The organism is Pseudomonas costantinii, assembly GCF_001870435.1.
In the GTDB taxonomy this organism is placed as follows: domain Bacteria; phylum Pseudomonadota; class Gammaproteobacteria; order Pseudomonadales; family Pseudomonadaceae; genus Aquipseudomonas; species Aquipseudomonas costantinii.
On record NZ_MDDR01000025.1, the window covers coordinates 1 to 26,334 of the forward strand.

The 26,334-nt window shown below is 60.3% G+C and carries 22 protein-coding genes and 1 pseudogene; 9 read left to right on the top strand and 14 right to left on the bottom strand.

Going from position 1 to position 26,334, the window contains the following annotated elements:
* Positions 1-415: 415 nt before the first annotated feature.
* From BFL40_RS34600 to gap, 8 genes and pseudogenes are all read right to left on the bottom strand, one after another.
* The gene (locus tag BFL40_RS34600) at positions 416-1,171 is read right to left on the bottom strand and encodes a methyl-accepting chemotaxis protein (protein WP_408003977.1); all 756 of its coding nucleotides are present in this window, start codon (positions 1,169-1,171) and stop codon (positions 416-418) included.
* A 102-nt stretch (positions 1,172-1,273) separates the two neighbouring features.
* Positions 1,274-2,608, bottom strand: a pseudogene (locus BFL40_RS34605) (methyl-accepting chemotaxis protein); the annotation flags it as partial.
* 85 nt (positions 2,609-2,693) lie between these two features.
* The gene (locus BFL40_RS12620; protein ID WP_071484303.1) at positions 2,694-3,095 is read right to left on the bottom strand and encodes a YbaN family protein; all 402 of its coding nucleotides are present in this window, start codon (positions 3,093-3,095) and stop codon (positions 2,694-2,696) included.
* 95 nt (positions 3,096-3,190) lie between these two features.
* The gene (locus tag BFL40_RS12625) at positions 3,191-3,799 is read right to left on the bottom strand and encodes a biliverdin-producing heme oxygenase (RefSeq protein ID WP_071484304.1); all 609 of its coding nucleotides are present in this window, start codon (positions 3,797-3,799) and stop codon (positions 3,191-3,193) included.
* A gap of 140 nt (positions 3,800-3,939) precedes the next feature.
* Complete coding sequence (locus BFL40_RS12630; RefSeq protein WP_071484305.1) at positions 3,940-6,504, bottom strand: TonB-dependent receptor; 2,565 nt, start codon at positions 6,502-6,504, stop codon at positions 3,940-3,942.
* Between the two features lie 116 nt (positions 6,505-6,620).
* Entirely contained in the window at positions 6,621-7,589 is a 969-nt protein-coding gene (locus tag BFL40_RS12635; protein WP_071484306.1) for a FecR family protein, read from the bottom strand.
* 73 nt (positions 7,590-7,662) lie between these two features.
* A complete protein-coding gene (locus BFL40_RS12640; RefSeq protein ID WP_071484307.1) occupies positions 7,663-8,181 on the bottom strand; it encodes an RNA polymerase sigma factor in 519 nt (172 codons plus the stop codon).
* Positions 8,182-8,268: 87 nt separating this feature from the next.
* Entirely contained in the window at positions 8,269-9,270 is a 1,002-nt protein-coding gene (gap, locus tag BFL40_RS12645; RefSeq protein WP_071484308.1) for a type I glyceraldehyde-3-phosphate dehydrogenase, read from the bottom strand.
* Between the two features lie 221 nt (positions 9,271-9,491).
* On the opposite strand from gap, the gene edd reads away from it, so the two are divergent.
* The 4 genes from edd to BFL40_RS12665 are packed head-to-tail and all read left to right on the top strand — an operon-like array spanning position 9,492 to position 14,513.
* Positions 9,492-11,318 carry a phosphogluconate dehydratase gene (edd, locus tag BFL40_RS12650; protein WP_071484309.1) on the top strand — a complete coding sequence of 609 codons (1,827 nt, stop codon included), beginning with the start codon at positions 9,492-9,494 and terminating at the stop codon, positions 11,316-11,318.
* Positions 11,315-12,271 carry a glucokinase gene (locus BFL40_RS12655; protein ID WP_071484310.1) on the top strand — a complete coding sequence of 319 codons (957 nt, stop codon included), beginning with the start codon at positions 11,315-11,317 and terminating at the stop codon, positions 12,269-12,271. Before edd ends, BFL40_RS12655 begins: the two co-directional genes overlap by 4 nt.
* A 48-nt stretch (positions 12,272-12,319) precedes the next feature.
* Positions 12,320-13,054 carry a response regulator gene (locus BFL40_RS12660; RefSeq protein ID WP_071484311.1) on the top strand — a complete coding sequence of 245 codons (735 nt, stop codon included), beginning with the start codon at positions 12,320-12,322 and terminating at the stop codon, positions 13,052-13,054.
* Positions 13,055-13,085: 31 nt separating this feature from the next.
* Entirely contained in the window at positions 13,086-14,513 is a 1,428-nt protein-coding gene (locus BFL40_RS12665) for an ATP-binding protein (RefSeq protein WP_408003976.1), read from the top strand.
* A 121-nt stretch (positions 14,514-14,634) separates the two neighbouring features.
* Here BFL40_RS12665 and BFL40_RS12670 read toward each other — a convergent pair whose 3' ends face one another.
* A complete protein-coding gene (locus BFL40_RS12670) occupies positions 14,635-15,564 on the bottom strand; it encodes an AraC family transcriptional regulator (RefSeq protein ID WP_071484313.1) in 930 nt (309 codons plus the stop codon).
* Between the two features lie 327 nt (positions 15,565-15,891).
* Here BFL40_RS12670 and BFL40_RS12675 point away from each other — a divergent pair, with 327 nt between their 5' ends.
* A complete protein-coding gene (locus tag BFL40_RS12675) occupies positions 15,892-16,233 on the top strand; it encodes an antibiotic biosynthesis monooxygenase family protein (protein ID WP_071484314.1) in 342 nt (113 codons plus the stop codon).
* A gap of 10 nt (positions 16,234-16,243) precedes the next feature.
* A complete protein-coding gene (locus BFL40_RS12680) occupies positions 16,244-16,519 on the top strand; it encodes a hypothetical protein (RefSeq protein ID WP_071484315.1) in 276 nt (91 codons plus the stop codon).
* Here BFL40_RS12680 and BFL40_RS12685 read toward each other — a convergent pair.
* A complete protein-coding gene (locus BFL40_RS12685; RefSeq protein ID WP_071484316.1) occupies positions 16,516-17,139 on the bottom strand; it encodes a flavin reductase family protein in 624 nt (207 codons plus the stop codon). The two genes, BFL40_RS12680 and BFL40_RS12685, sit on opposite strands and share 4 nt — an antisense overlap.
* A 192-nt stretch (positions 17,140-17,331) precedes the next feature.
* On the opposite strand from BFL40_RS12685, the gene BFL40_RS12690 reads away from it, so the two are divergent.
* Positions 17,332-18,087, top strand: a complete 756-nt coding sequence (locus tag BFL40_RS12690) for a COG4705 family protein (protein WP_071484317.1) — start codon at positions 17,332-17,334, stop codon at positions 18,085-18,087.
* 64 nt (positions 18,088-18,151) lie between these two features.
* Here BFL40_RS12690 and BFL40_RS12695 read toward each other — a convergent pair whose 3' ends face one another.
* The 4 genes from BFL40_RS12695 to BFL40_RS12710 form a co-directional block, all read right to left on the bottom strand.
* Positions 18,152-19,471: an MFS transporter gene (locus tag BFL40_RS12695; protein ID WP_071484318.1), complete on the bottom strand. Its 1,320-nt coding sequence runs from the start codon at positions 19,469-19,471 to the stop codon at positions 18,152-18,154.
* Positions 19,472-19,685: 214 nt separating this feature from the next.
* Positions 19,686-21,011, bottom strand: a complete 1,326-nt coding sequence (gene mifR, locus BFL40_RS12700) for a sigma-54-dependent transcriptional regulator (protein WP_071484319.1) — start codon at positions 21,009-21,011, stop codon at positions 19,686-19,688.
* Positions 21,005-22,771 carry a sensor histidine kinase gene (locus BFL40_RS12705; protein ID WP_071484320.1) on the bottom strand — a complete coding sequence of 589 codons (1,767 nt, stop codon included), beginning with the start codon at positions 22,769-22,771 and terminating at the stop codon, positions 21,005-21,007. Before BFL40_RS12705 ends, mifR begins: the two co-directional genes overlap by 7 nt.
* A 105-nt stretch (positions 22,772-22,876) precedes the next feature.
* On the bottom strand, positions 22,877-24,400 hold the full coding sequence (locus BFL40_RS12710; RefSeq protein WP_003214142.1) for a fumarate hydratase: 1,524 nt from the start codon (positions 24,398-24,400) through the stop codon (positions 22,877-22,879).
* Positions 24,401-24,616: 216 nt separating this feature from the next.
* Here BFL40_RS12710 and BFL40_RS12715 point away from each other — a divergent pair, with 216 nt between their 5' ends.
* A complete protein-coding gene (locus BFL40_RS12715) occupies positions 24,617-25,549 on the top strand; it encodes an iron-sulfur-binding ferredoxin reductase (RefSeq protein WP_071484321.1) in 933 nt (310 codons plus the stop codon).
* Between the two features lie 30 nt (positions 25,550-25,579).
* Positions 25,580-26,329, top strand: coding sequence for an enoyl-CoA hydratase-related protein (locus BFL40_RS12720; RefSeq protein WP_071484322.1), 750 nt, complete (start codon positions 25,580-25,582; stop codon positions 26,327-26,329).
* The last annotated feature ends 5 nt before the right edge of the window (positions 26,330-26,334 follow it).

The following is a 26,334-nucleotide window of genomic DNA, read 5'->3' on the forward strand; positions in this document are numbered from 1 at the left end:
ATCTGGCTTTTGATCCACACCACTCAGGTCGGCTTTCAGGCCGCCGTGCTCTGCTTTTGATCTGCTTGTGATCTTGATCTCAGGCGCCCCATTAACCACGCTGGCCGCACGCAGGCACACCGAGCCTAGGCGAGGTGCCGAGTGGTGGGGCAAGAGCCCTTTTGGTTACTTTTGGCTGGGCCGGCATTCCGGGCTCTTTTCCAAAAGTGACCCGCCGTAAGGGCGGAACCCTAAGCGGCCGTTACCGCAACAACGGATATGTACTCATATCTACCTAAAGAAAATGGCCAAGCGCCAAGAGCTGTGTAAATACCTATGCTGCGATGGCATCGACCCAGTCTCCCAGGGAAACCGAGTTGCCCGCATTGCGGGCAAGCCCGGCTCCCACATGGTTCTCAGTGTTTCCAAGGCAGCGCTATACCCGAAACTGATCCATCAACTTCATCTGCTGGGTGGCCAACGCATTCAGTTGGCTGCTGATAGCCGCCGATTCGGTGGCCTGGCCAGTGAGGGTTTCGGTCACGGTGCGGATCGCCGAGACGTTGCGATTGACCTCTTCGGCCACGGCGCTCTGCTGTTCGGCGGCGCTGGCGATTTGCAGGTTCATGTCGCTGATCACCGTCACTGCGTCACTGATCTTGCCTAACGCTTGCACCGCTTGATGGATCTGCCCGGCATTGCTCTGGGCCTGGTGTTGGCTGGAATGCATGGTCTCCACCACGCCGCGGGTGCCGTTCTGGATGCGCTCGATCACCACGCGAATTTCCTCCACGGAATCCTGAGTGCGTTTGGCCAGGTTGCGTACTTCGTCGGCGACTACCGCAAAACCACGTCCGCTTTCCCCGGCACGCGCGGCTTCGATGGCGGCGTTCAGCGCCAGCAGGTTGGTCTGTTCGGCAATGCTGCGGATCACTTCCAGCACCGACCCAATCTGCTCACTGTTCACCGCCAGGGCTTCAACTTCAGTCACCGCCTTGCTGACTTCTTCGGCGAGGGTGGTGATATCGCGGGTGCTCTGCTCAATGATCGACATGCCCTCACGCGCCGACTGATCAGCCCCACGTGCCGCGCTGGCGGCGTTAGACGCGCTGTTGGCCACATCATGGGCGGTGGCGCTCATTTCATTGGAGGCGGTAGCCACTTGGTCGATTTCGCGGAATTGCACCTGCATGCCTTCGCTGGTCTGGCGCGCGATGGCTGAGGATTGATCAGCAGTGCCACGCGCTTCGGTGATGCTTTGTTTGATCTGCGCGATGGTCGGTTGCAGCTTGTCGAGGAAGCGGTTGAACCAGTTTGCCAGTTCGCCCAGTTCGTCCTTTTTGGTGTAGGCCAAGCGTTGGGTGAGGTCACCTTCGCCGCTGGCAATATTCTTGAGCATGGCCGCCACGTTGTTGATCGGACGGGTCACGCCGGTGGCGGTCAGCCAGATCAACAGCAAACCGAGCAGGGCGGCGACGGCCCCTATCAGCAATGCCTCGAGTGTGGAGGCGCTTTGGGCCTTGTCGAGTATGCCTTGCAGTTTCACCACGTCGCCCAGCATCACGTGTTTGGGCAGTTTGATCACGATGCCCCAGGATTTGGAGTCGGCGATCGGCTTGACCGGGTACACGGCGCGAATCGTGTCGTCCTGTTCGCGGATCATGCGGGTATCGCTGGCGAGCAGTTGCACGATCTCTTTGCCTTCGGCGCCGAGGGTGTTGATCAGGTTTTTGCCGACCATGTCCGGCTGGCCGCTGAAGGCTGCAATCAAACCGGTGCTGGAGAGAATTTCGAGATACCCGGCACCGTCGAACAAGTCTTTTTGCGCCGCATCCGTGGCGGCTTGCAGGGCATTAAGGGCCAGGTCGACACCGACTACGCCGATGACTTTACCGTCCACGATCAACGGCAGGGAGATGGTGGTCATCAGCATCGACTTGCCCGCTACTTCATCGGCGTACGGGTCCAGTAGGCAAACACCGCGGGTGTCTCGTGGGCAGGTGTACCAGATGTTGTAGGGCGTGCCGCTGAGGTTGGGGGTGGTCTTGGTCAGGTCGTCCTCGACCATCACGGTGTTCAAGCCTTCGCCAGCGGCGCGGCTCCAGTAGCTGGAGAAACGGCCTTTTTCGTTGGAGACGCGGGCTTTGTCGTCGACGAACTCGTTGTCTTTGCCATCCAGGCCGTTGGGTTCGAACGACAGCCAGATGCCGAGCACCCGGCTGTTGCGCTCAAAGGCGGTCTTGAGGCTCTGGTTGAGTTCTTCACGCAGGGCGCCCGCTTCCAGCCCGCGCTTGGCTGCGGTGTTACGCAGGCCCTTGATCTGGTCGGCTAATGCGGTGATTACCACCAGGCTTTCGCCAAAGGTTTTTTGCAGTTGTACGGCTTGTTCGCCGGCCTTGGCTTGCAACAGGTTCTGCACACTGTTGGTGAGCATTCGCGAGCTTGAATCGCTGACCAGGCGGTTGTTCCGGCCGGCCTCGTACAGGTTGATGCCGATGATCAGCGCAATCACCCCCAAGAGGCAAAGGCCGGACAGCAGCACGATTTTCAAGCGGATGGAGAGGGTGTCGAACATAGGTTCACTCGCGATTGGACTTGTTGGAATGCAAGCAGGGCGAGCCAAGTCCATTCGGCGCTATGTCCGGAACATCGGCGTAACAAGTTGTTTCATTAGAGGAAGGCGATGAACGGTAGGGAAAGGACTACACGCAACGTTACACGGGGGCTGCAAGCCGTTCCGGGCGTGACCAGATCCACAGGTTGCCCAGACTCATCCCGGCAATCGCCAGGTAGATCGGCCAGCCGTGATCGAGCATTACCAGCATCAAACCGGCACACAACAGCATGCTCACCGTGGCGCTGATTTTGGCGCGGCGCGCGATGATCTTGCCATTGCGCCAGTTGAACAAAATCGGCCCGAATAACCGGTGGTTTTCCAGCCAGGCGCTAAGGCGCGGCGAGCTTTTGGTGGCGGCCCAGGCGGCGAGCAGGATGAATTCGGTGGTGGGCAAACCCGGTATGACAATCGCCACCAACCCAATGCCCAGGCTGACGTAGGCCAGCAGGCCGAAGAGGATCCGCGCGATTTTTGAGGTGGATTGGGTTTTGCCGGTCATGTTTTTTGCGAAGTAGAGGAAAAAGTCAGCTTGAAATGAGATTTAAATGTGGGAGCGGGCTTGCTCCCACATTTGACCGCATTTCAAACGATGGGTCAGGCCAGTTCTGGGGCGCTAGCGTACGCCTGTTCCAGCAGCACGGTGAAGCGCACGAACGCGTCGATCGCGCCTTTTTCTACCTCGGCTTCTTCTTCTGCGCTGAATTCCAGGCCATCGAGGGTGCGGGTGAAGTTCTTCCAGCCTTCGGCGCGACCACCGGCCGGCTCACCGAGGTGACGGGCACCGAAGGTTTCGCTCAGGCCCAGGCCCACGGCGCGCTTGATCAGGAACGCAGCGCCCAACTTGGAGCCTTCGGAGACGAACAACCAGCCCAGGGCTTGGGCCTTGCTCGGGTTTTTCACGGCGCCGGCGACCGGTGCAGGCACTTCGGTGTCCAGGTCGCCCAGGTCCAGCTTGGCGGCATCGGCGCGGCAGCGTTCGGCCAGGTCTGGGACGATTTTGATCAGCTCGGCGTCGTTGTACAGGCCGACCAATTCCGATTGAAACAGGTACTGCGCGACCACGAAGCGAGCGAAGTTGGCCTGGGTTTCAAATGGGGCGTGGGCCTTGACCAGTGCGTCGAGCTTGGTGTGCGGCTCGTTGGTGATCTGGTTCAGGCGCTGTGAGCGCAGGCTTGGGCGTTCTGCGGTAGGAGAAACGGTCATGAAAAAGTCCTTGAGAAGGGGAGCGCCTTGGTGCTCTGAAGCGTTGCAGAGCTGTTATCAACTAGACGAACAAGAAGACGCGGCACAGTAAAAAATCCTCACCTCGCCGATGAAATGTCGGCGAGGTGAGTGTGGGGTTGTCAGATGTCCCAGATCAGGTTGATCGCAAAGTGGCGACCAGGCTGAGTCAGTCGGTCCAGGTTGGCCGGGCCGGTTACAGCGGCTTCGCCGACGCTGTCGTAGCTGCGCACGTCATCCCAGTTCCAGTATTTCTTGTCGGTCAGGTTGTAGAGGCCGCCATTGACGGTCACGTCGTTGGTGACTTTGTAGTACGCGCTCAGGTCAAGAATGCCGAAGCCTGGCGTCTTGAATGGGCCGTCGGTGCTGCCGTCGGGCGCGTGGAAGGTCGTGCTGTCGACGCGACTCTGCTTCTTCACCAGGGTCCAGCTCAGCAGACCGCCATAGTTGTCCTTGTCGTAGCCCAAGCCGAACACGCCTTTGAGTGGGTTGACGCTGTTGAGCGCCTCGCCGTTGTCGTCGTTGCGGCCATAGGTGTAGCCAACCGAGCCCTGGGTGTACAGGCCTTGCGGTGCACCGAATGCGTCGAGGTTCAGGCGGCCTTTGGCTTCAATCCCTTTGATGGTGGCGTGCTTGATGTTGTTGGCTTCGAACTGTTGCACGTTACCGCCAGCGACAGAGGCGTCCTCGTCGATGAAGTCGCGGTATTTGTTGTAGAACACGGCGATGTCGAACGAGCCTGCGTCGAAGTTGCCGCGAATCCCGGTTTCTATGCCCTTGCTGCTTTCCGGCTTGAGGTTCGGGTTGGGTTCGACGGTGTAGCCCTGATTCAAGTTTTCAAAGCGGCCGTACAAGGCTTTGGCCGATGGTGTGCGGAAACCTTCGGCGTATTGGCCGAACCAGGTGTAGTTCTCGGTGAGCGCGTAGGTCAGGCCGAACTTGGGCGTTACACGGTGCCAGGTTTTTTCCTGGTCGCTCACTGGGTCTTTACCGGTTGGGTTGACGGTGTTGAGGAACGCCTGGGTCAACTCTGGTTTGAGCTGGGTGTAGTCGTAGCGCACGGCGGGCAGGAAGGTCCATTTGCCCCAGGCGATCTGATCCTGGGCGAACAGCGAATAGGTATTGATGGTTGGGTCCGGGAAGTCGCTGGACTTTTTCACGCTGTCGCTGGCGCTGGGGCTCGGCGCGCCGATGGCAGTGCAACCGCCGCCGACGGCCAGGCAGGTGGCGGCGCCTTCGCGGGAACCGGTGACTTTCTGCTGTTTCAGGGTGGTGCCATAGGTCACCAGGTGATCGGTTTCACCGACGCTGAAGGCCTTGTCCAACTGCGCGTCGAAGACCCACTGTTTTTCTTCATAGAGGGTTTCGCGGGTGCGCAATACACGGCGCGACGGCTGGTAAATCTCGGAGGTGGACTGGTCGGTCTTGGCGATTTGGTAGTTGAGGCTGGTCTTGATGTGATCGGCAATCGGCGAGTCGAGGGCGAAGCGGTTTTCGATGCCGAAACGCTCACGGGTGATGGTGTCGTTACCCGAACGGGCGCGGTAGAAGTTGAAGCCTCGCCCGCCCGCGAATGGGCCGCCCACGGCATTTTTCAGATTGACGTCGCGATCATCCTTGAACTTTTCGTACGTCAGGCCCAGTCGGTTGTCATCCCCATAATTCCAACCCAATTTGGCCAGTACGTTGGTGGTGCGCGCATCTTCCGGGTTGGCGCCGGTGCGGGACAGGCCGGTGGCGTTGTTGCCGTCGTAGGATTCCATTTCATGGCCATTACGCTGGCTCAGGTGCAGCAAACCGTCGAAGTCCTGCACGCGGCCAGCGACGGTGCCGGAGGTCAGCCAGCTTTCATCGGCGGAGCTGTAGCCGGTTTTCAGGCGGGCGCCGAAGTCTTGGCCGGGCTTGATGATGTCATCCGGGTCGAGGGTGAAGTAACTCACGGCGCCGCCGATGGCGCTGCTGCCGTAGAGGGCCGAGGCTGGGCCGCGGAGGATTTCCACGCGCTTGACGATTTCCGGGTCGACGTAGTTGCGGCGCGTCTTGGCGTACGGGCCGTTGAAGAAGTTGTCGGGGACTTCGACGCCATCTACCTGGGTGAGGATGCGGTCACCGTCGATACCGCGAATGTTGTAGCCCGCATTGCTGGCACGGGTGCCGGCGCCGCCCACTGAGACGTTAGGTTCGTAGCGCACCAGTTCACGAATGGTGTTCACGTTCTGGCGGTCCAGTTCCTGGCGCTCATGCACGCTGACGGTGCTTGGCACGCTGTTGACGTCTTGCTCGGTACGGGTGGCGCTGATGGTGACTTGTTGCAGGTTGAGGGTACTGCCCGCCGCGCGCTTTTCCAGGACGATGCTGTTATTGCCCAGTTTGCGGTAGCTCAGGTTGGTCCCCACCAACAGCCGGTCCAGGGCTTTTTCCGGCGACAACGGGCCGCGTACACCAGGGGACGAAACACCCTGGCCCAGCTCCGCCGGCAGGCCGACTTGCCAGCCGGTCACGCTGGTAAAGGCATTCAGTGCCGAGACCAGAGACTGCTGCTCGATGCTGAAGTTGTAGTTGCCGTGGCTGCGGGCGACCGGCTCGGCGGCGGTAGCTGCCATGGCTGGCGCGCTGGCCAGCAGGATGGCGGCGGTCAGCAAGGACAGGACGGGCGAAGAAGACCGGCGGTTGAAACGAGAGGACATCGAGAGCGCTCCGGAGGTACGAATCTTATAGTTGCGAACCGAATCAAATAGGAATCAGTTGCATTGGCTAAGACGAGACGTACCGCCGACAGCTATCGAGTAAAAATAATTCTCATTTAGTTCAAAATGACCAGCGCCGGGTATTCCGAAAGCTTGGCCGAAGTGATGTGTGCCAGGGAGCGCACGACATCGAGGGGTTGGTCGAGGCGATAATTACCGGTGACGGCTGTGCTTGCGAGCTTATCGTTGGTGTTGACGATCCAGCCGGGGTAATAGCGGCGCAGCTCAGCGAGCACTTCGCTCATCGGGCAGTTTTCGAATACCAGCCGACCCTGGACCCAGGCCAGGTCCTTGCTGGCATCCAGCTTGGCGGGTTGGCCGAAACCCTTGGGGCCGATACGGATACTTTCACCGGCGCTCAGGCGTACGCGGGCATCGTCGAAGGTATTGCTCAGGTCGACATCACCGCGCTGCACTTGCACCTGGGCTTCGCCATTGAGGTAGCGCACGGCGAAGGCCGTGTCGCGCACGCTGGCGCGAACCGGGCCAGCATCGATTTCCAGAGGCAGGCCACGGCTGGGCACCACGTCGAAAAACGCCTCGCCTTGGTACAGGCGAGCGATGCGCTGGTGATCCTTGATGCTGCTGGAAAACGCCGAATTGGTGTTCAGCAGCACTTTCGAACCATCGTCCAGTTCCAGGCGCTGGCGTTCACCGACCACGGTGAGGTGGTCGGCTTGCAGGCGCACGGGCAGGTTGCTGAAGCTGAACAGCCCGATCAGCAACATGGCAGCGGTGGCCAAGGGTTTCCAATGCGGCTTGATGCGGCGCCAAACTGTCGGCTTGCGCGGTGCAGCCAGGGCCACGGCTGCACTGTGCACCGGCGCACCACCCCAGGCGGCCTGGGCTTTGTTGAATGCGTGGACGTGCGCCGGGTCACTGGCCAGCCAGGCTTCGAACTCGACTTGCTGCCCGGGTTGCGGGCACTGCAAGGCGATCAGCCAGTCGAGGGCTTGGTCCATAGCCGTGTCTTGCAACACCTCATGAGCCAGCTCATGGGGGCGCAGTTTATTCGGGTCCGTCACGGTGTTCCTCGGGTCTTCGCCACGTTCTATTCATCTTTCCTACAGCCTGGATCGACACATCTGTCGGAGAAGCTTAAGGCTGATCCAGCCGTTCGGCCACACCTACGCAGATGGCCATGATCAATTTCAGCTCCTTTTGCACGGTGCTCAAGGACACTTGCAACTGATCGGCAATCTCCTGGTAGCTGCAACCGTGCAGGCGACTGAGGATGAAAATCTGCTGTTGACGGGCGCTCAACTGGCCGAGGCTGACGCTCAGGTGTTCGAGCAATTGCTCGGCCTGGGTGGCGTCTTCGGGAGTGCTGGTGGGGGCGGCGACGCTTTGCAGGATGTCCAGCGGGACATCTTCCTGCAGCGTGCGGGCCTGAATCCTGCGCGAACGCAGGTGATCCAGCGCCAGGTTGCGCGCAGTCTGGTAGACGAAAGGTTCGAGGTGATCGATCGGCCGCTCGCTCAGGGCCCGAGTGACGCGCAGGTAGGTTTCCTGCAACAGGTCCTCGGCAGTGCTGTGGTTATTCACCATCCGCTGCAAGGTGCGTAGCAGAATCACCCGTTGGGTGAGAAAGACTTGGTTGAAGCGAGATTGGCTCACAGTGGTACCAGACCGAGATGCAGTTAATGATAATGCTTATCATCAACTGAAATGGCAAGGGACTATTTTTGTGAGCCAATCATTTGCTTACTCGGCGTTACACAGCGCCAAGCAGTTATCCAGCATACGGTTGGAGAAGCCCCACTCATTGTCGTACCAAGCCAGCACTTTCAGTAGCTTGCCGCTGGATTTGGTGTGATTGGCATCGAAAATCGATGACAGCGGGTTATGGTTGAAGTCACTCGAAACCAGCGGCAGGGTGTTGTAGCCGAGGATTTTCGAGTGCTGGCTGGCTTCTTTCAGCAGTGCGTTGACTTGCTCTGCCGTGGCTTCTTTTTTCAACTGCACGGTGAGGTCCACCAGCGACACATTGATCACCGGTACACGCACCGCCATGCCGGTCAGCTTGCCTGCCAGCTCCGGCAGTACCAGGCCGACCGCTTCGGCGGCGCCGGTCTTGCTCGGGATCATGTTCTGAGTCGCCGAACGCGCGCGGTACGGGTCGGTGTGGTAAACGTCGGTCAGGTTCTGGTCGTTGGTGTAGGCGTGAATGGTGGTCATCAAGCCGCTTTCGATACCCAGCTCACGGTGCAGTACTTGGGCGACCGGCGCCAGGCAGTTAGTGGTGCACGAAGCGTTGGAAATGATCTGGTGGGATTGACGCAAAATGTCGTGGTTCACGCCATAGACTACGGTGGCGTCCGCGCCCTTGGCAGGTGCGGAGATGATCACCTTGCGCGCGCCGGCGGTAATATGGGCCGCAGCCTTGTCACGGTCGGTGAACAGACCGGTGCATTCGAACACTACGTCGATCTTGTGCGCAGCCCATGGCAGTTCGGCTGGGTTGCGAATGGCGCTGACGGCAATCCGGTCACCATTGACGGTCAGGCTTTCCTGATCGTGGGCGACCTCTGCTTCGAAAGTGCCATGTACGGTGTCGTATTTGAGCAGGTGGGCGTTGATTGCGCTGTCGCCCAAATCATTGATGGCGACGATCTGCAAATCCTGACGGTAGCCTTGGGTATACAGTGCGCGCAGGACATTACGGCCAATACGGCCAAAACCATTGATTGCGATACGAAGAGTCATTGGAAAGTGCCTGTCGTCGATTTGTTGTAAGAATTACAAGATTATTCGCATAAAAATAGAAAACAAGCCTTTTTAGTGGCAATATTTTGTTCAATCTACAACGAGTGACCTGAATCAACTGGTCCGATTGGTCAAGTAACACCCTGCCAACCTCTTCGCGGCGGGCGTTTGACCAGCATAGACACTCAGGTCGCCACATCCGTTAGCCTGGAGTTCTATACATGCATCCCCGCGTTCTTGAGGTCACCGAACGGCTTATCGCCCGTAGCCGCGCCACTCGCGAGGCTTACCTTGCGCTTATTCGCGGCGCAGCCAGCGACGGCCCGATGCGCGGTAAACTGCAATGCGCCAACTTTGCCCACGGCGTGGCCGGTTGCGGCACTGAAGATAAAAATAGCCTGCGCATGATGAATGCCGCCAACGTGGCAATTGTTTCGTCATATAACGACATGCTCTCGGCGCACCAGCCGTATGAGCATTTCCCGGAACAGATCAAGAAAGCCCTGCGTGAAGTCGGCTCGGTCGGCCAGTTCGCTGGTGGCACCCCCGCGATGTGCGACGGCGTGACCCAAGGCGAGCCCGGCATGGAGCTGAGCCTGCTCAGCCGTGAAGTGATTGCCATGTCCACGGCGGTAGCGCTGTCCCACAATATGTTCGACGCCGCGCTGATGCTCGGTATCTGCGACAAGATCGTCCCTGGCCTGATGATGGGCGCACTGCGCTACGGCCACCTGCCGATGATCTTCGTCCCTGGCGGCCCAATGCCGTCTGGCATCTCCAACAAGCAGAAGGCCGATGTGCGCCAGCGCTACGCCGAAGGCAAGGCTACCCGCGAAGAGCTGCTGGAATCGGAGATGAAGTCCTACCACAGCCCCGGCACCTGCACCTTCTACGGCACCGCCAACACCAACCAGTTGCTGATGGAAGTGATGGGCCTGCACTTGCCGGGCGCCTCGTTCGTCAACCCGTACACGCCGCTGCGTGATGCGCTGACCCGCGAAGCTGCGCACCAAGTTACTCGCCTGACCAAGGCCAATGGCAACTTCACGCCGATCGGTGAGATCGTCGACGAGAAATCCATCGTCAACTCCATCGTCGCGCTCAACGCCACCGGCGGTTCGACAAACCACACCCTGCACATGCCGGCCATCGCCATGTCGGCGGGCATCATCCTCACCTGGCAGGACATGGCCGATCTCTCCGAGGTAGTGCCGACCCTGTCCCACGTGTATCCAAACGGCAAGGCCGACATCAACCACTTCCAGGCCGCGGGCGGCATGTCGTTCCTGATCCGCGAACTGCTGGAAGCGGGTCTGCTTCACGACGACGTCAACACCGTTGCAGGCTTTGGCCTGAGCCGCTACACCCAGGAGCCGTTCCTGGTCGACGGCGAACTGATCTGGCGTGACGGCCCGATCGAAAGCCTCGACGAAGCCATCCTGCGCCCCGTGGCCCGTGCGTTCTCGCCGGAAGGTGGTTTGCGCGTGATGGAGGGCAACCTCGGCCGTGGCGTGATGAAGGTCTCCGCCGTGGCGTTGGAGCACCAGATCGTCGAAGCACCGGCGGTGGTGTTCCAGGATCAACAGGACCTGGCCGATGCGTTCAAGGCTGGCCAACTGGAAAAAGACTTCGTTGCTGTGATGCGCTTCCAGGGCCCGCGCTCCAATGGCATGCCGGAATTGCACAAGATGACGCCGTTCCTCGGCGTGTTGCAGGACCGTGGTTTCAAAGTGGCGTTGGTGACAGACGGGCGTATGTCCGGCGCGTCGGGTAAGATCCCCGCCGCGATTCATGTCAACCCCGAAGCTCAGAGCGGCGGGCCGCTGGCACGGGTCAAAGATGGCGATATCATTCGCGTCGATGGCGTGAAGGGCACCTTGGAGCTTAAGGTGGATGCCGAAGAATTCGCAGCGCGTACGCCTGCCACGGGCCTGTTGGGCAATAACGTGGGGGCTGGTCGCGAGCTGTTTGCATTTATGCGCTTGGCCGCAAGCTCCGCAGAGCAGGGCGCCAGCGCCTTTACCTCTGCCTTGGAGACGCTTAAGTGAAGCTTGCGCTGGTCGGTGATATTGGTGGAACCAACGCCCGTTTTGCGTTGTGGCGGGATCAGGAACTGCACTCGATCCGCGTGCATGCCACGGCGGATCACTCCAGCCCTGAAGAGGCCATCAAGGTCTATCTCAAGGAAGAAGGCCTGGAAATCGGGGACATCGGTGCGGTGTGCCTGTCGGTCGCCGGGCCGGTGAGTGGCGATGAATTTAAATTCACCAACAATCACTGGCGCCTGAGCAAGACTGCGTTTTGCAAAACCCTGCAGGTGGATGAGCTGCTGCTGGTCAATGACTTCACGGCCATGGCCCTGGGCATGACTCGCCTCAAGCCTGACGAGTTTCGCGTGGTCTGCGAAGGCACCCCGGAACCGTTGCGCCCTGCGGTAGTGATCGGTCCGGGCACCGGCCTCGGCGTCGGTACCTTGCTGGACTTGGGTGAAGGCCGTTGGGCGGCGCTGCCGGGGGAGGGGGGCCATGTCGACCTGCCGCTGAGCAGCCCGCGTGAAACCCAGCTGTGGCAGCACATTTACACTGAAATCGGCCATGTCAGCGCCGAGACGGCTTTGAGCGGTGGCGGTTTGCCGCGAGTGTATCGCGCCATTTGTGCGGTCGACGGTCACACGCCGGTGCTGGACACGCCCGAAGCCATCACGGCGGCGGGTCTGGCCGGCGACCCGGTGGCGATGGAAGTATTGAACCAGTTCAGCATCTGGCTGGGCCGTGTTGCCGGTAACAACGTACTGACCACCGGTGGGCGCGGTGGCGTGTACATCGTGGGCGGGGTGATACCGAGGTTTGCCGACTTCTTTATCAACAGTGGCTTTGCCAAGAGCTTCGCTGACAAAGGCTGCATGAGCGACTACTTCAAAGGTATTCCGGTGTGGTTGGTGACCGCGCCGTATTCCGGGCTGACTGGCGCGGGCGTGGCGCTTGAGCAGGCGTTTGCGTAGGTCGTGATGGCGCCATCAGGAACACCCCATAACAACAAGGAGGGCCCCATGAGCGTAATCAGTAAATCGATTCTCCTCGTCGACGACGACCAGGAAATCCGCGAATTGCTGCAAACCTACCTCAGTCGCGCCGGCTTCCAGGTGCGTGGCGTGCCGGATGGTGCGGGGTTCCGCCAGGCGATGAACGAGGCGCCGTGCGACTTGGTCATCCTCGATGTGATGTTGCCCGACGAAGACGGTTTCAGCCTCTGCCGCTGGATTCGCCAGCACCCGCGCCAGGCGCAGGTGCCGATCATCATGCTCACCGCCAGCTCCGATGAAACCGACCGTGTGATCGGCCTGGAACTCGGCGCTGATGATTACATCGGCAAACCGTTCAGCCCTCGCGAGTTGCAGGCGCGGATCAAGGCCCTGCTGCGCCGTGCCCAGTTTGGTCAGGAGCGCAGCAGTGGTGGCGATGTATGGGTATTTGATGAATGGCGCCTGGACATGATCAGTCACCGCCTGTTCCACATCGACGGCGAAGAAGTCATCCTCTCCGGCGCCGACTTCGCCTTGCTCAAATTGTTTCTCGATCACCCTCAACAAATTCTCGACCGCGACACCATCGGCAACGCCACCCGTGGCCGCGACCTGATGCCGCTGGACCGGATCGTCGACATGGCTGTCAGCCGCCTGCGCCAACGTCTGCGTGATACCGAAAAACCCCCAAGGCTGATCCGCACCGTGCGCGGCAGTGGTTATCAGCTGGCAGCCAGCGTGGTTGCCGGCAATGCCCACTGAACATCTGACCGAACGCCGTCGCCGCTTTCCGGTGCCGCGTTCGCTGCTGGGGCGAATGCTGCTGCTGACGTTGCTGGCGGTGCTGTTCGCCCAGGCGCTGTCCAGCGTGATCTGGGTCTCGCAATTGCGTGCCACCCAGCTCGAAGGCCTGGTCACCAGCGCCCGTAGCCTGGCGCATTCGATGACGGCCAGCGTGAGTTACTTCCGCTCGCTGCCGGTGGCCTATCGCCCGTTAGTGCTTGATCAGTTGCGCAGCATGGGCGGCACCCGTTTTGTGGTGACCCTCAACGATCGCCCCTTGGACATGCAGATATTGCCGCAAACCCCGCGCAAGCAAGCGGTGCTGCAAGCCGTGGATGAAGTGTTGCGCCAGACCCTGGGCGGCGACGTGCATATCTCGGTGGAGTTCGTCAGTGCCGAGGACCTGCGTATTTTCAACGCCGGCTTGAAACTCGATGAATTGCCGCGCTCCTGGGCGCATTACGCGTTGACCCTCGAACCGGTGAACCCGCCGGTGCTGGTCACCCAGATCCAGCTCGCCCCTGGCGAGTGGCTATACATCGCCTCGTTGTTGCCCGAGCCCTACACCAGCCTTGAAGAACAAGGCCTGCCGTCGCAACAGGTGTGGTTTATCGTGCTGACCAGCGGCTTCCTGTTGCTGTTTATCGGCCTGCTGGTGCACTGGCAGAGCCGGCCGCTCAAGCGCCTGGCGCGAGCGGCACGCGACATGTCCCTGGGCGCCGACGTGGAGCCGGTGGCCGAAGGCGGCGGCAGTGAAGTGGTGGAAGTGGGCCGCGCGTTCAATGCCATGCGCGAACGCATCAGCCGTTACCTGACTGAGCGCAGCCAATTGTTCAGTGCTATTTCCCACGACTTGCGCACGCCGATTACCCGCCTGCGCCTGCGCGTGGAACTGCTCGAAGATGAGAACCTGCAAACCAAATTCGGCCGCGACCTGGACGAGTTGGAGTTGCTGGTGAAGGGCGCGCTGCAATGTGTCAAAGACACTGACATTCATGAAAACATCGAGCCGGTAGACCTCAATCACGTACTCGATTGCCTGGTGGAGCCTTACCTGGCACCCAACGGTAACGGCCGAATCACCCAGGGCGGTCGTGCCCTGGCGCCGTACCCGGGCAAACCGCTGGCGCTCAAGCGCTGCATCGGCAACCTGATCGACAACGCCTTGAAGTACGGGCAGAACGCCCATTTGCATATCGAGGACGATGGCGCGGAGTTCATCCTGCACGTCGATGACGAGGGGCCGGGCGTGCCCGAACAGCGCCTTGAGCAAGTGTTTGAGCCGCACTTTCGACTGGCCGGCCAGCAGCAGGGTTACGGCTTGGGGCTGGGAATTGCGCGTAACATTGCCCATAGCCATGGCGGCGAAGTGAGTTTGCAGAACCTGCGCGAGGGCGGACTGCGAGTGACCTTGCAGCTACCCCGAACCCTCGACTGATCCCATCCGTAGCAGCTGTCGAGCGCCAGCGAGGCTGCGTTAGACGCACTGCCGACTCAGGATCGAGTCGCACCCGACGCAGCCTCGCTGGCGCTCGACAGCTGCTACGGGATGAGGTTTGTTAGATGCTCTGGCGCATCCTGGCCAAGTCGCGCAACGGCGGCGCTCCAAACAACCGGCTGTACTCCCGGCTGAACTGCGACGGGCTTTCATACCCCACCCGATACCCCGCCGCCGACGCTTCCAGCCCTTCGGCAATCATCAACCGCCGCGCTTCCTGCAAGCGCAGTTGCTTCTGGTATTGCAGTGGGCTCATGGCGGTGATCGCCTTGAAGCGGTGGTGCAAGGTCGAGACACTGAGGTTCACTTCCTTGGCCAAGTCATCAATGCGCAACGGTTGTTCGTAGTTGCCGTTGAGCCACTTGATGGCCTGGCTGACGCGATGACTCTGACTGTTAGCCACGGCGATTTCATACAGCCGATAGCCCTGTGGCCCACGCAACAAACGATAGAGAATTTCGCGGTTGATCAGCGGCGCCAACATTGCGATGTCTTTAGGCGCATCCAGCAAACGCGCCAAGCGCAATACCGCGTCCAGCAACTGGTTGTCGATGCGGTCGACGTACATGCCGCGGGAGGTTGGGCGCGACGGCACGCCCATCGGGCCCGCTTCGGCGATCAGCGCCGTGAGCTGCGCCGGGTCGATATTGATACGTACCGACAGGTTGGGATCTTCCGGCGTGGCATCAATGATCCGCCCGGCCACCGGCATGGCAACCGAGAACACCAAGTAGTTAAGTGGGTCGTAGGCAAAGATTTCGTCGGCCAGGCGCACTTCCTTGCTGCCACTGGCCAGGATGCACAAGGCGGGCTCAACCAGCACCGGCATGAAGTCGCGCGGCGTGTTGTGGCGGTTCAGATACAGCGAAGCGATTGCCGTGCCGTAGGAGCCATCTTCCCAGGTGTGGCGGTGCACGATGCTGGCCAGTTCGGCGCGCTGCTTTTCCATCTCGGCATCGAGGGGAATGGACTTATGTTCAGGCGACGACATGGGGCGACCTCTGCATGCTTCTTTGATGGGCTCAGCTTAAGGCGGCTTTTCAAAAGGTGTTACGTCGATTCTGCACAATCCTTGCCTGATCCTGCGATACGTCGTGAATCAGGCAAGTATGGGGGCTGTCATCTCCCTGAAACACTGAGGGAGCGCCGGGAATAACGCCAACGCACCAAGCTTCCTATCTACGCTTCTCGCAGGATTGTGCAATAAGCCTGCAGGAATTGACTAACTGCGCCCACGCCCGCGCCGTTATCTTTGATCCTGTGGCAACACGCCCTCACAGTGCTTGCCGAGCATCACTTCTCAACGGGAGAGTCGAACATGTCCACCCCCATTCCCGCGAGCCATATGGCCTTTATCCGTGCCCGTACCGGGTGCAGCACCGAACTCGGTGCACGCTTGAGCAGTTTGATCGAACCGGGCCGTCAGGCTCAGGGTTGCCTGCAATTCTCGTTGCAGCATTCCCAGGTTGATCCCGATGTGTGGCTGGTCTCGGGTTTCTGGAGCAGCGAGCAGGCGATGAGTGCCTACTTCAACTCTCCGGCCCTGATGATCTTCACCGAGCTGTTGAACGATATGGTGGTCCGCAGCATGGACTTCCAGACCTTCACCGATGCATCGGCCGTGCATGCCTACGGTGAGTACCTGCAACTGGCCGGTTGAGCGGGTTAGAATGGCCGACTTTCCATTGGCCAGGACCTGCAACATGGCACGTAAAGAGTTTGCCCACCACGAAGCCGTTTCCGCCGTAGTACCTGGGGAAGGTGGCTACAGCGCTGCCGTCGCCATCAAGGCACTGGATGGCATGGGTGCACCGCAGTTTCACAAGATCCTTGATGGACAGAAGTTCAAGACAGCCTCTGATGCCGATGATGCGGCCGCTCTGCAATTAGAGCGGTTGATCAATGTCGACGAAGAGGGGCAGTTGGCCTGGGCGCCTGCGTCCTAAGCTTTAGGTCGGTACATCTTGAACAACGCCTCAGGCCCCAACTGGAAGTAATCCGCTGGGCCGCCGCCGCGCAAAATGGGCTCGGCGGCGGCGGTGTCGTAGATGCCATCTTTGAGCAACCATTTGGCAATGTGCACCGCGACCACTTCGCCCAACACCAGCCAGCTCGGCACCAGTTGTTTGTCGGCGCGTTGCAGTTGAATGATCTGCGTCACTTTGCACTCGAACGACACCGGGCTCTCGCCCACCCGTGGTACGCCGACGATTTTCGATGCCACCGGCGTCAGGCCGGACAACTCGAATTCATTCACGTGCGGTGAAACCGCCGCGCAACTCTGGTTCATCTGCTCGGCCAGCGGACGGGTGGCCAGGTTCCACACAAACTCGCCGGTCTGTTCGATATTGTTCAGGCTGTCTTTGCGCCCGACACTGGAAAACCCAATGATCGGCGGAATGTAGTTGAACGCATTGAAGAAACTGTAAGGCGCCAAGTTCAGGTGGCCTTCACTGTCGTGTGACGAAATCCAGCCAATCGGCCGTGGGCCAACAATGGCATTGAACGGGTCGTGGGGCAGGCCGTGGCCGTTGGCAGGTTCATAGAAATGGATATCGTCAGACATGGCCGGGGTTCCTGCTGTTGGATTCGGTGAGGTGGCCATACTGCAAGGCATGACGACGAATTTCCATCGGCCATATGGAATTTTCATTGATTGCCCACCTATTTTTCACAGCCCCACGTTCAGTCTGCGCGCCTGGTCGACTCCCCTATAAGTCGGCCCATTGAAAGACTGAGCTTCGGAGCCTTCTGCACCATGAACAAACTTCCTCAGATCACCCTGGCGTTCTGGGTCATGAAAATCTGCGCAACCACCCTGGGTGAAACCGCCGGGGATTTGCTGTCGATGACCTTGAATGTCGGATACGCCATCAGTTCGATGATCCTGATCAGCGTGTTTCTCGTCACCCTGGTGACGCAACTCTGGTCGAAGACCTACAACCCGGTGCTGTACTGGATCGTGATCTTGTCCACCAGTACGGCGGGCACCACGATGTCGGACTTCATGGACCGCACACTGGGCCTGGGTTATGCCACCGGCTCCATGATCCTGATTGCGATCCTGATGATCATCTTCGCGTTGTGGCACTTCAGCGGTGATTCGCTGAACGTGAACAAAGTGCAGACCTTTCGAGGTGAGCTGTTCTACTGGATGGCGATCCTGTTCTCCAACACCTTGGGTACCGCGTTGGGCGACTTCCTGGCGGATGATTCCGGGCTGGGTTTTGCCGGAGGTGCCTTGTTGATCGGCTCGGCCATTGCGGTGGTGGTAGCACTCAAATACTTCACCCACATTTCATCGGTGTTGTTGTTCTGGGTGGCCTTTGTACTGACTCGACCGTTTGGTGCGACCTTGGGCGACTTCCTCACCAAGCCCCATGAAAAGGGCGGGCTGGATTTCGGCACTATCGGCTCATCGGCGGTGTTGGCGGCGGTACTGGTGGTGATGATTGTCGGGGCATCGTATGCGCAGCGCCGGTATGGGCGGCGTGAGGTTGCAGAGCTGTCCTGACCTGACAATAAAAAGGGGCTGTGTCATCAACTGACACAGCCCCTTTTTTATTGCTGACGAAACGTTAGTCCGTGGTAATCCGCGAATGCTTGCGGGTGTCTTTCATGGTCACGTAGACCACCAACGACACCGCGATACAGGCAGTCACGTACCAGTAATAGCCGGTTTCCATGCCGATGTTTTTGAACCACAGCGCGATGACTTCAGCGGTGCCACCGAAGATCGACACGGTCAGCGCATACGGCAGGCCCACGCCCAGGGCGCGGATTTCGGTAGGGAACAGCTCAGCTTTCACCACTGCGTTGATCGAGGTGTAGCCGCTGACGATGATCAGCGCCGCCATGATCAGGAAGAACGCGCCCCACCAGCTCTGGATAGTGTGCAGGGTGGTGAGGATCGGCACGGTGAGCAGGGTGCCGAGGATACCGAAGGCGATCAGGATCGGCCGACGACCAACCTTGTCCGACAGCCCACCGACGAGGGGTTGCAGGCACATGAACAGAAACAGCGTTGCCGCCGAGATGGTGGTGGAGTCGGAGATGCTCATGCCGACGGTGTTCACCAGGTATTTCTGCATGTAGGTGGTGTAGGTGTAGAACGCCAGGGTGCCGCCCATGGTCAGACCGACCACGGTCATCACTTCTTTGGGGTGACGCATCAAGGTGCGCATCGCGCTTTCCTTGGCTTTTTCTTTCTTGGTGAACGACTCGGTTTCTTCCATGCCGCGACGCAGGAACAACGCGACCACGGCACACAGCGCGCCGATGGCGAACGGGATACGCCAGCCCCAGGCATACAGCTGCTCGGTGGTCAGCACTTGTTGCAGCACGATCAACACCGCCAGGGCGATGAGTTGGCCGGAGATCAGGGTCACGTACTGGAAGCTGGAGAAGAAACCGCGGCGTTCCTTGGTTGCCATTTCACTCAGGTAGGTGGCCGACGTGCCGTACTCACCGCCGACCGAAAGGCCCTGCAGCAAACGTGCAAACACCAAGAGGATCGGTGCGCCGATGCCGATGGTGTCATAACCCGGGGTCAGGGCGATCAGCAGCGAGCCGAAGCACATCAGCAATACCGAGGCCATCAGCGCAGCTTTGCGGCCTTTGTAGTCAGCGTAGAGGCCCATCAGCCAGCCACCGATAGGGCGCATGATGAAACCCACGGCAAAGATGGCGGCAGTGTTCATCAACTGCGCGGTAGAGGAACCGGCGGGGAAGAAGGTTTTAGCGAAGTACAGCGAGAAGGCGGCGTAGACGTACCAGTCGTACCACTCGACCATGTTGCCGACCGATCCGCTGAAGATCGACTTGATGCGGCTGGAGGTGGTGCGTTCTTTCGCCGGCGCGGCCACCGACCCCAGAGGCAAGGTGTTGGAGTTATCCATTGAAGGATCCTTCATCTAATTGTTTTTGTGGAGCGGCGCGAGCGCAGCCTGGTTCGGGCTATAGCAGGAGCTGTGCCAAATAGACGAAGGCCCGGTTTAGAAGGACCGTAAGATTTTTTTGAGCGGAAAGTCGCTGATAAATTTCAGGGTGTGAGCGGAAATCCGCTTATGGCTTGCCTGCGATGAGGGCATGAGAGTCGACACACGCGTTGACCTAGAGAAACATCTCCCGCACCAACCCATGCCGCTGCATCTTTTCATTGAGGGTGCGGCGCGGCAGTTGCAGCTCCGCCAGCACTGCCTTGATATCGCCTTTGTGCCGAGTCAGCGCCGCTTTCAAACAATGCGCCTCAAAGGCTTCCTGCTGCGCCGCCAGCGATTGTCCGGGCTCGATGCCCTCCGGCTCCGGTTCGCCCAGCCCCAGCACTTGGCGTTCGGCGACATTGGCCAGTTCGCGCACATTGCCCGGCCAGTCATGGCTGAGCAGGCGCCCCAACTGCGGGCCGCTCAACGGTTCAACGCTGCGGCCCAGGCGTGCGGCGGCGCTTTGTGCAAAATGGTCGAACAGCAGCGGAATATCTTCGCGGCGCTCGCGCAAGGGCGGTAAACGCAATTGCGCGACGTTCAGCCGATAGGCCAGGTCTTCACGAAAACGTCCGGCACGCGCCTCTTCCAGCAGGTCCGGCTTGGTGGCGGCGATGATGCGCAAATCCACATGAATGCTTTGATTGGAGCCCAGTCGCTCCAGCTTCTGTTCCTGCAACACCCGCAGCAGTTTCACCTGCTGGGCCAGTGGCATGCTTTCGATTTCATCCAGGAATAGCGTGCCGCCGTGGGCGTACTCCAGCTTGCCGATGCGCTTGCCTTGAGCCCCCGTAAACGCACCGCTTTCGTGACCGAACAGTTCCGCTTCAAACAGCTGCTCGGGGATGGCTGCGCAGTTGAGCGCTACGAACGGTTTTTTCGCCCGTGGCCCGAAATCATGCAGGCAGCGGGCAACCAATTCCTTGCCGCTGCCAGTCTCGCCACGGATCAGCACATTGACCGGCAAGGTCGCCAGGTCCAGCACCTGGCGCCGCAGGTTTTGCAAACCCCGGGACACGCCCAGCAAGCTCGACTCCAACTGCGCCCGATGGTCGGCCTGTTGATGCAGGCGACGGTTTTCCAGAATCAGCCCGCGCTTGTCCAAGGCACGGCGCAGGCTGTTGAGCAACGCATCTGGGCTAAAGGGTTTTTCCAGAAAGTCGTAGGCACCGTCGCGCATGGCTTCCACGGCCATCGGCACATCGCCATGGCCGGTCAGCAGGATCACCGGCAAATCTTTGTCGCGACGTTGTACTTCAGCCAGCAATTGCAGGCCACTGAGCCCGGGCATGCGCACGTCGCTCAGAATCACACCGGGAAAGTCCTTGGGCAGTTGCGCCAGGCACTCTTCGGCGCGGCTGAACAACTGCACTTCAAACCCCGACAGGCTTAACCATTGTTCGACGGCCGTGCGAATGCTGGCTTCGTCATCGACCACAATTACCGCGTTCAACATAGGTCGGGCGTCTCCAACGCGATAGGCAAAGTCAGGGTAAACACCGCGCCGTCGCCACGGTTACTGGCGATCAGGCGCCCGCCCAATTCGTGCACGATAGCGTAGGACACCGCCAGCCCCAAGCCGAGCCCGTCACCCACGGGTTTGGTGGTGAAGAACGGGTCGAACACGCTGCTGAGGTGGTCGTCGGCAATTCCGCCGCCGCTGTCGCTGACGGTCAGTTGCCACAGTTGCTGATCGGCGTGCAGTCGGATTTCCAGGCGTTTGCGCGGCTTGTCAGCCATCGCATCAAGGGCGTTACGCAGCAAGTTTATCAAGACCTGTTCCAGGCGGATCGCGTCGCCGCGTACGCAGGCGGGGCGGGTCAGGTCCAGCATCACGCCGATGCCTTCATCGCGCAGCCGTGCGTCGAGCAAGTGCAGGGACTGGTCGACCACGGTGGCCAGGTCCAGGCGTTCGCGCAGGCCGCTGGGGCTTTTGCGGGCGAAGGTCTTGAGATGGCCGGTCAGTGCGGCCATGCGCGTGAGCATGTCGTCCAGCGGGGTGAGCGCCTTATAGGCGTCATCCACGCGGCCGTGATCGAGCAGCAGGCGTAAGGTCGCCAACTGCATGCGTTGGGCGGTCAGCGGCTGGTTGATTTCATGGGCGAGGGCGGCGGACATCTGCCCCAATGCCGCCAGCTTGGCTGATTGCACCAAACCGTCCTGAGCAGTACGCAGGGCCTGGGTGCGCTCTTCCACAAGCTGTTCGAGTTCTTCGCGGCTGCGTTGGCGCAAGCGGGCCAAGCGCCAGCGTTGGGTCAGGAACAGCACGAGGAACACCAGCGCCAGCCAGGAGCCGGCGGCGGCGAGGCCGGCGTTGCGTTGGTCTTCAAAGGCGAACTGGGGTTTGCGCAGCAGGTGCAGGGTCCAGCCTTCGGCTTTCAGCGGCAGGGACTCCCAGATGTAATTGGCGTTGCCGTCGGGGCCGTTGACGCGCATCAGGTGGCTGTTGTCGCCAAAGCGTTGCAACGTCTGGGTTTCCAGTGGTTGCAGTAGTTTTTTGTCGTATTGGCGGGTGGCCTTGAGCTCGGCGAGGTCACTGGCTGACAGCGGACGCAGGTTGCGGTAGCGCCAGCCCGGCTGGTTGGCGATAAACACAATGCCGCGCGCGTCGCTGACCAGCAGCAGGTCATTGCCCTGAGCCCATTCGCGTTCAAGTTCGGGGAACTCGAGCTTCACGACCATGGCACCGAGAAACTGCTCGTGTTCATCCACCACTGCGCTGGAGAGAAAGTAGCCGGGGATTCCAGTGGTCACTCCCACCGCATAAAAGCGCCCGGTGCCTTGGCTCAAGGTCTGTCTGAAGTAAGGGCGAAACGCGTAGTTATGCCCGACGTAACTGCTTGGCAGGTTCCAGTTGCTGGCGGCCACGGCCAGGCCGGTGCGGTCCATCAGTTCCAGGGTGGAGGATTGCGCCGCACCGTTGATGCGCTCCAGCTTGCGGTTGAGTACGTCCTGAGTGGTGGTGTCCAGCGGGCCTTTCAAGGCACTGATCATTTCCGAGTCCAGGGCCAATACGGCGGGCAGGGCGCGGTAGCGTTCGATCAGGGTATGCAGCGAGTTGGCGTACAGCGCCAACTGCTGGTTGGCACGGGCAGCGTCGTCCACCAGGGCCTGGCGCTCGGCATGGCGCGTGGCCAAGGCGGCGGCCAGCACCGCACCGGCGATAATCAGCAGCGAGTAGACGGTCAGGCGCAGGGGGCGAGGGATCACGATCATACGGTGAGGGGCAGGCACAGTAAGGGGAGAGCACCATAACATGCGCCATAAAAAAGGCGACTGGGCCATGGGCCACAGTCGCCTTTCTCCTTGCGGGGGAAGTACTTACTGCACTTCTACCGCCAGGCTTTCACTGATCTTTTTCTGCCAGATGGCAGGACCGGTGATGTGGACGGATTCGCCCTTGCTGTCCACCGCAACGGTGACCGGCATGTCTTTCACGTCGAACTCGTAGATCGCTTCCATGCCCAGTTCGGCGAAAGCCACTACGCGCGACTTCTTGATGGCTTGCGCCACCAGGTAAGCGGCGCCGCCGACGGCCATCAGGTACACAGCCTTGTGGTCCTTGATTGCTTCGATTGCGGTTGGACCACGTTCGGACTTGCCGATCATGCCCAGCAGGCCAGTTTGCTCAAGGATCTGACGGGTGAACTTGTCCATCCGCGTGGCGGTGGTCGGGCCAGCCGGACCAACCACTTCTTCGCGCACCGGATCAACCGGGCCGACGTAGTAGATGAAACGACCTTTGAGGTCTACCGGCAGGGTTTCGCCCTTGTTCAGCATCTCAACCATGCGCTTGTGCGCCGCGTCGCGACCGGTGAGCATCTTGCCGTTGAGCAACACGGTTTCGCCCGGCTTCCAGCTCTGCACGTCTTCCGGGGTCAGGGTGTCGAGGTTGACGCGACGGGCCGATGGGCCGGCTTCCCAGACGATTTCCGGGTAGGCGTCCAGCGGTGGCGCTTCCAGCGACGCCGGGCCGGAACCGTCGAGCACAAAGTGCGCGTGACGGGTGGCGGCGCAGTTAGGGATCATGCACACCGGCAAGGAGGCGGCGTGAGTCGGGTAGTCCATGATCTTCACGTCGAGCACGGTGGTCAGGCCACCCAGGCCCTGGGCGCCGATGCCCAGTTGGTTGACCTTCTCGAACAGCTCCAGGCGCATCTCTTCGATACGGTTGGACGGGCCGCGCTTTTTCAGCTCGTGGATGTCGATGGATTCCATCAACACTTCCTTGGCCATCACTGCAGCTTTCTCGGCGGTGCCGCCGATGCCGATACCCAGCATGCCCGGTGGGCACCAGCCGGCGCCCATGGTCGGAACGGTCTTCAGCACCCAGTCAACGATCGAGTCGGACGGGTTGAGCATAGCCATTTTCGACTTGTTCTCGGAACCGCCGCCCTTGGCCGCTACGTCCACTTCCACGGTGTTACCCGGGACGATGGAGTAGTGGATCACGGCCGGGGTGTTGTCCTTGGTGTTTTTACGCGCACCTGCCGGGTCGGCGAGGATCGATGCACGCAGGACGTTTTCCGGCAGGTTGTAAGCCTGGCGCACGCCTTGGTTGATCATGTCGTCCAGGCTCATGGTGGCGCCATCCCAGCGCACGTCCATGCCTACACGTACGAACACGGTAACGATACCGGTGTCCTGGCAGATCGGGCGGTGGCCGGTGGCGCACATGCGCGAGTTGATCAGGATCTGGGCCATGGAGTCACGGGCTGCTGGCGATTCTTCGCGCAGGTAGGCTTCGTGCATGGCCTGGATGAAGTCAACGGGGTGGTAGTAGGAAATGAATTGCAGGGCGTCGGCAACGCTCTGAATCAGGTCGTCTTGCTTGATCACGGTCATGAGTCGCGCTCCTCTATAAGGGAACATTCAATAAAGGTGGGCCCAGTGTTGCATCGGTCGGCTGAACCCACCTTTCCAAGGCACGCCAAAGTGGTGCAGGCGCGACGCTAAAAAGGCGCGGCAGTATAACCCGGCGAGGTGGCCGATACACCCGACTATGGTCAAACTGTCGCAGGCATGATTCCCTGTGAGCGCCCCTTATGATTGAGTCCTTATATGCCTGAACTGTACGTCGGTGAGCGCCATTGGTCGGTAACCGCAGGCAGCAATCTGCTGGATGCCCTGAACCAGGCGGGTGTGGCCGTGCCCTACAGTTGCCGGGCGGGCAGTTGCCACGCGTGCCTGGTGCGCTGCCAGGGTGAGGTCGAGGACACGCAGCCCGATGCCTTGAGCCCGGCGCAACGCCAGGATGGCTGGCGCCTGGCGTGTCAGTGCCAGGTTGCCGGAGATCTGCAGGTTGAAGCCTTTGATCCGCTACGCGACGGTTTGGCGGCCCGGGTGGTGGGTGTCGACTGGTTGAGCGCGAGTGTGCTGCGCCTGCGTCTGCAGCCGGAGCGGGGCCTGCGTTATCGGGCCGGGCAACATCTGGTGTTGTGGGCGGGGCAGGTGGCGCGGCCGTATTCCCTGGCCAGTTTGCCCCAGGAAGATCCTTTCCTGGAATTTCACCTCGATTGCCGTCAGCCCGGTGAGTTCAGCGATATTGCCCGGCAGTTGCAGATAGGCGACGCCTTGCGACTGGGCGAGTTGCGGGGCGGCGCGCTGCAATACGACCCCGACTGGCAGTCCAGACCGTTATGGTTGCTGGCCTCCGGTACTGGCTTGGGGCCTTTGTGGGGGGTGTTGCGTGAGGCGTTGCGTCAGGATCACCAAGGTACCATCCGGGTAATTCACCTCGCGCATGATGCCAATGGTCATTATTTGTCGGAACCCTTGGCGGAGCTGGCTGCACACCATCCAAACCTGACGGTGGAGCTGTGGACCGCGGCTGAGTTGACCCAGGCATTGGCGCAACTGCGGCTTGTTTCGCGGCAAACTCTGGCCTTACTCTGCGGGCACCCCGCCAGCGTCGAGGCGTTTTCCAAGCGCTTGTTTCTGGCCGGGCTGCCGCGCAATCAACTGCTGGCCGATGTGTTCCTGCCCCGTGGTTGAGCGCTGAATTCTACAGTCGCGAGATTCGCCATGACCGACGCCATCCTGCAGCTACGCGAACGCGGGCTGCTGATCCTGCAGCTCAATCGCCTCGACAAGAAAAACGCCCTGACCCGCGCGATGTACACGCAACTCGCCGAGGCGTTGGAGCTAGCTGACGCGGACCCGGAGATTCGCGCCGTGCTGATCCAAGGCAACTGCGAATGTTTTACGGCCGGCAATGACATTGGCGATTTTCTGGCGCAGCCGCCCAGCGACCTCGACAGCCCGCCGTTTCATTTTATGAAAAGCCTTATCAATTGCCGTAAGCCGGTGGTTGCAGGTGTGGCGGGTGCGGCCGTGGGGATTGGTACGACGCTGCTGCTGCATTGCGACCTGGTGTATATCAGCCGCGATGCACGGTTGCGTATGCCGTTCGTGAATCTGGGGTTGTGTCCGGAGTTTGGTTCGAGCTTGATCCTCCCGCGCCTGTTGGGGCATGCAAAAGCCGCTGAGTTGTTGCTCTTGGGCGAGGGGTTTACGGGTGAACAGGCCGCTGCGTGGGGGATCGCCACTGAGGCGTTGGGCAGCGGTGAGGCTGCGTTGGCCAAGGCTCGGGAGATGGCCGAGCGCTTTGAAACCCTGGCACCGGGGGCTGTGCAAGTGACCAAGCAGTTGATGAAAAGTGTGGATCGCGAGCAACTGCGCCAGGTGATTGAGGAGGAGGGGGCGTTGTTTACCCAGCGCTTGAAATCACCGGAGGCGATTGCGGCGTTGTCGGCCTTCATTACCAGGCGATGAGTTGC

Coding starts and splice junctions, on each gene's coding strand:
- BFL40_RS12720 (WP_071484322.1), top strand. CDS start 25,580: ATGACCGACGCCATCCTGCAGCTACGCGAACGCGGGCTGCTGATCCTG.
- BFL40_RS12630 (WP_071484305.1), bottom strand. CDS start 6,504: ATGTCCTCTCGTTTCAACCGCCGGTCTTCTTCGCCCGTCCTGTCCTTG.
- BFL40_RS12675 (WP_071484314.1), top strand. CDS start 15,892: ATGTCCACCCCCATTCCCGCGAGCCATATGGCCTTTATCCGTGCCCGT.
- edd (WP_071484309.1), top strand. CDS start 9,492: ATGCATCCCCGCGTTCTTGAGGTCACCGAACGGCTTATCGCCCGTAGC.
- BFL40_RS12690 (WP_071484317.1), top strand. CDS start 17,332: ATGAACAAACTTCCTCAGATCACCCTGGCGTTCTGGGTCATGAAAATC.
- mifR (WP_071484319.1), bottom strand. CDS start 21,011: ATGTTGAACGCGGTAATTGTGGTCGATGACGAAGCCAGCATTCGCACG.
- BFL40_RS12670 (WP_071484313.1), bottom strand. CDS start 15,564: ATGTCGTCGCCTGAACATAAGTCCATTCCCCTCGATGCCGAGATGGAA.
- BFL40_RS12715 (WP_071484321.1), top strand. CDS start 24,617: ATGCCTGAACTGTACGTCGGTGAGCGCCATTGGTCGGTAACCGCAGGC.
- BFL40_RS12680 (WP_071484315.1), top strand. CDS start 16,244: ATGGCCGACTTTCCATTGGCCAGGACCTGCAACATGGCACGTAAAGAG.
- BFL40_RS34600 (WP_408003977.1), bottom strand. CDS start 1,171: ATGCAGGTGCAATTCCGCGAAATCGACCAAGTGGCTACCGCCTCCAAT.
- BFL40_RS12625 (WP_071484304.1), bottom strand. CDS start 3,799: ATGACCGTTTCTCCTACCGCAGAACGCCCAAGCCTGCGCTCACAGCGC.
- BFL40_RS12705 (WP_071484320.1), bottom strand. CDS start 22,771: ATGATCGTGATCCCTCGCCCCCTGCGCCTGACCGTCTACTCGCTGCTG.
- gap (WP_071484308.1), bottom strand. CDS start 9,270: ATGACTCTTCGTATCGCAATCAATGGTTTTGGCCGTATTGGCCGTAAT.
- BFL40_RS12710 (WP_003214142.1), bottom strand. CDS start 24,400: ATGACCGTGATCAAGCAAGACGACCTGATTCAGAGCGTTGCCGACGCC.
- BFL40_RS12660 (WP_071484311.1), top strand. CDS start 12,320: ATGAGCGTAATCAGTAAATCGATTCTCCTCGTCGACGACGACCAGGAA.
- BFL40_RS12685 (WP_071484316.1), bottom strand. CDS start 17,139: ATGTCTGACGATATCCATTTCTATGAACCTGCCAACGGCCACGGCCTG.
- BFL40_RS12620 (WP_071484303.1), bottom strand. CDS start 3,095: ATGACCGGCAAAACCCAATCCACCTCAAAAATCGCGCGGATCCTCTTC.
- BFL40_RS12695 (WP_071484318.1), bottom strand. CDS start 19,471: ATGGATAACTCCAACACCTTGCCTCTGGGGTCGGTGGCCGCGCCGGCG.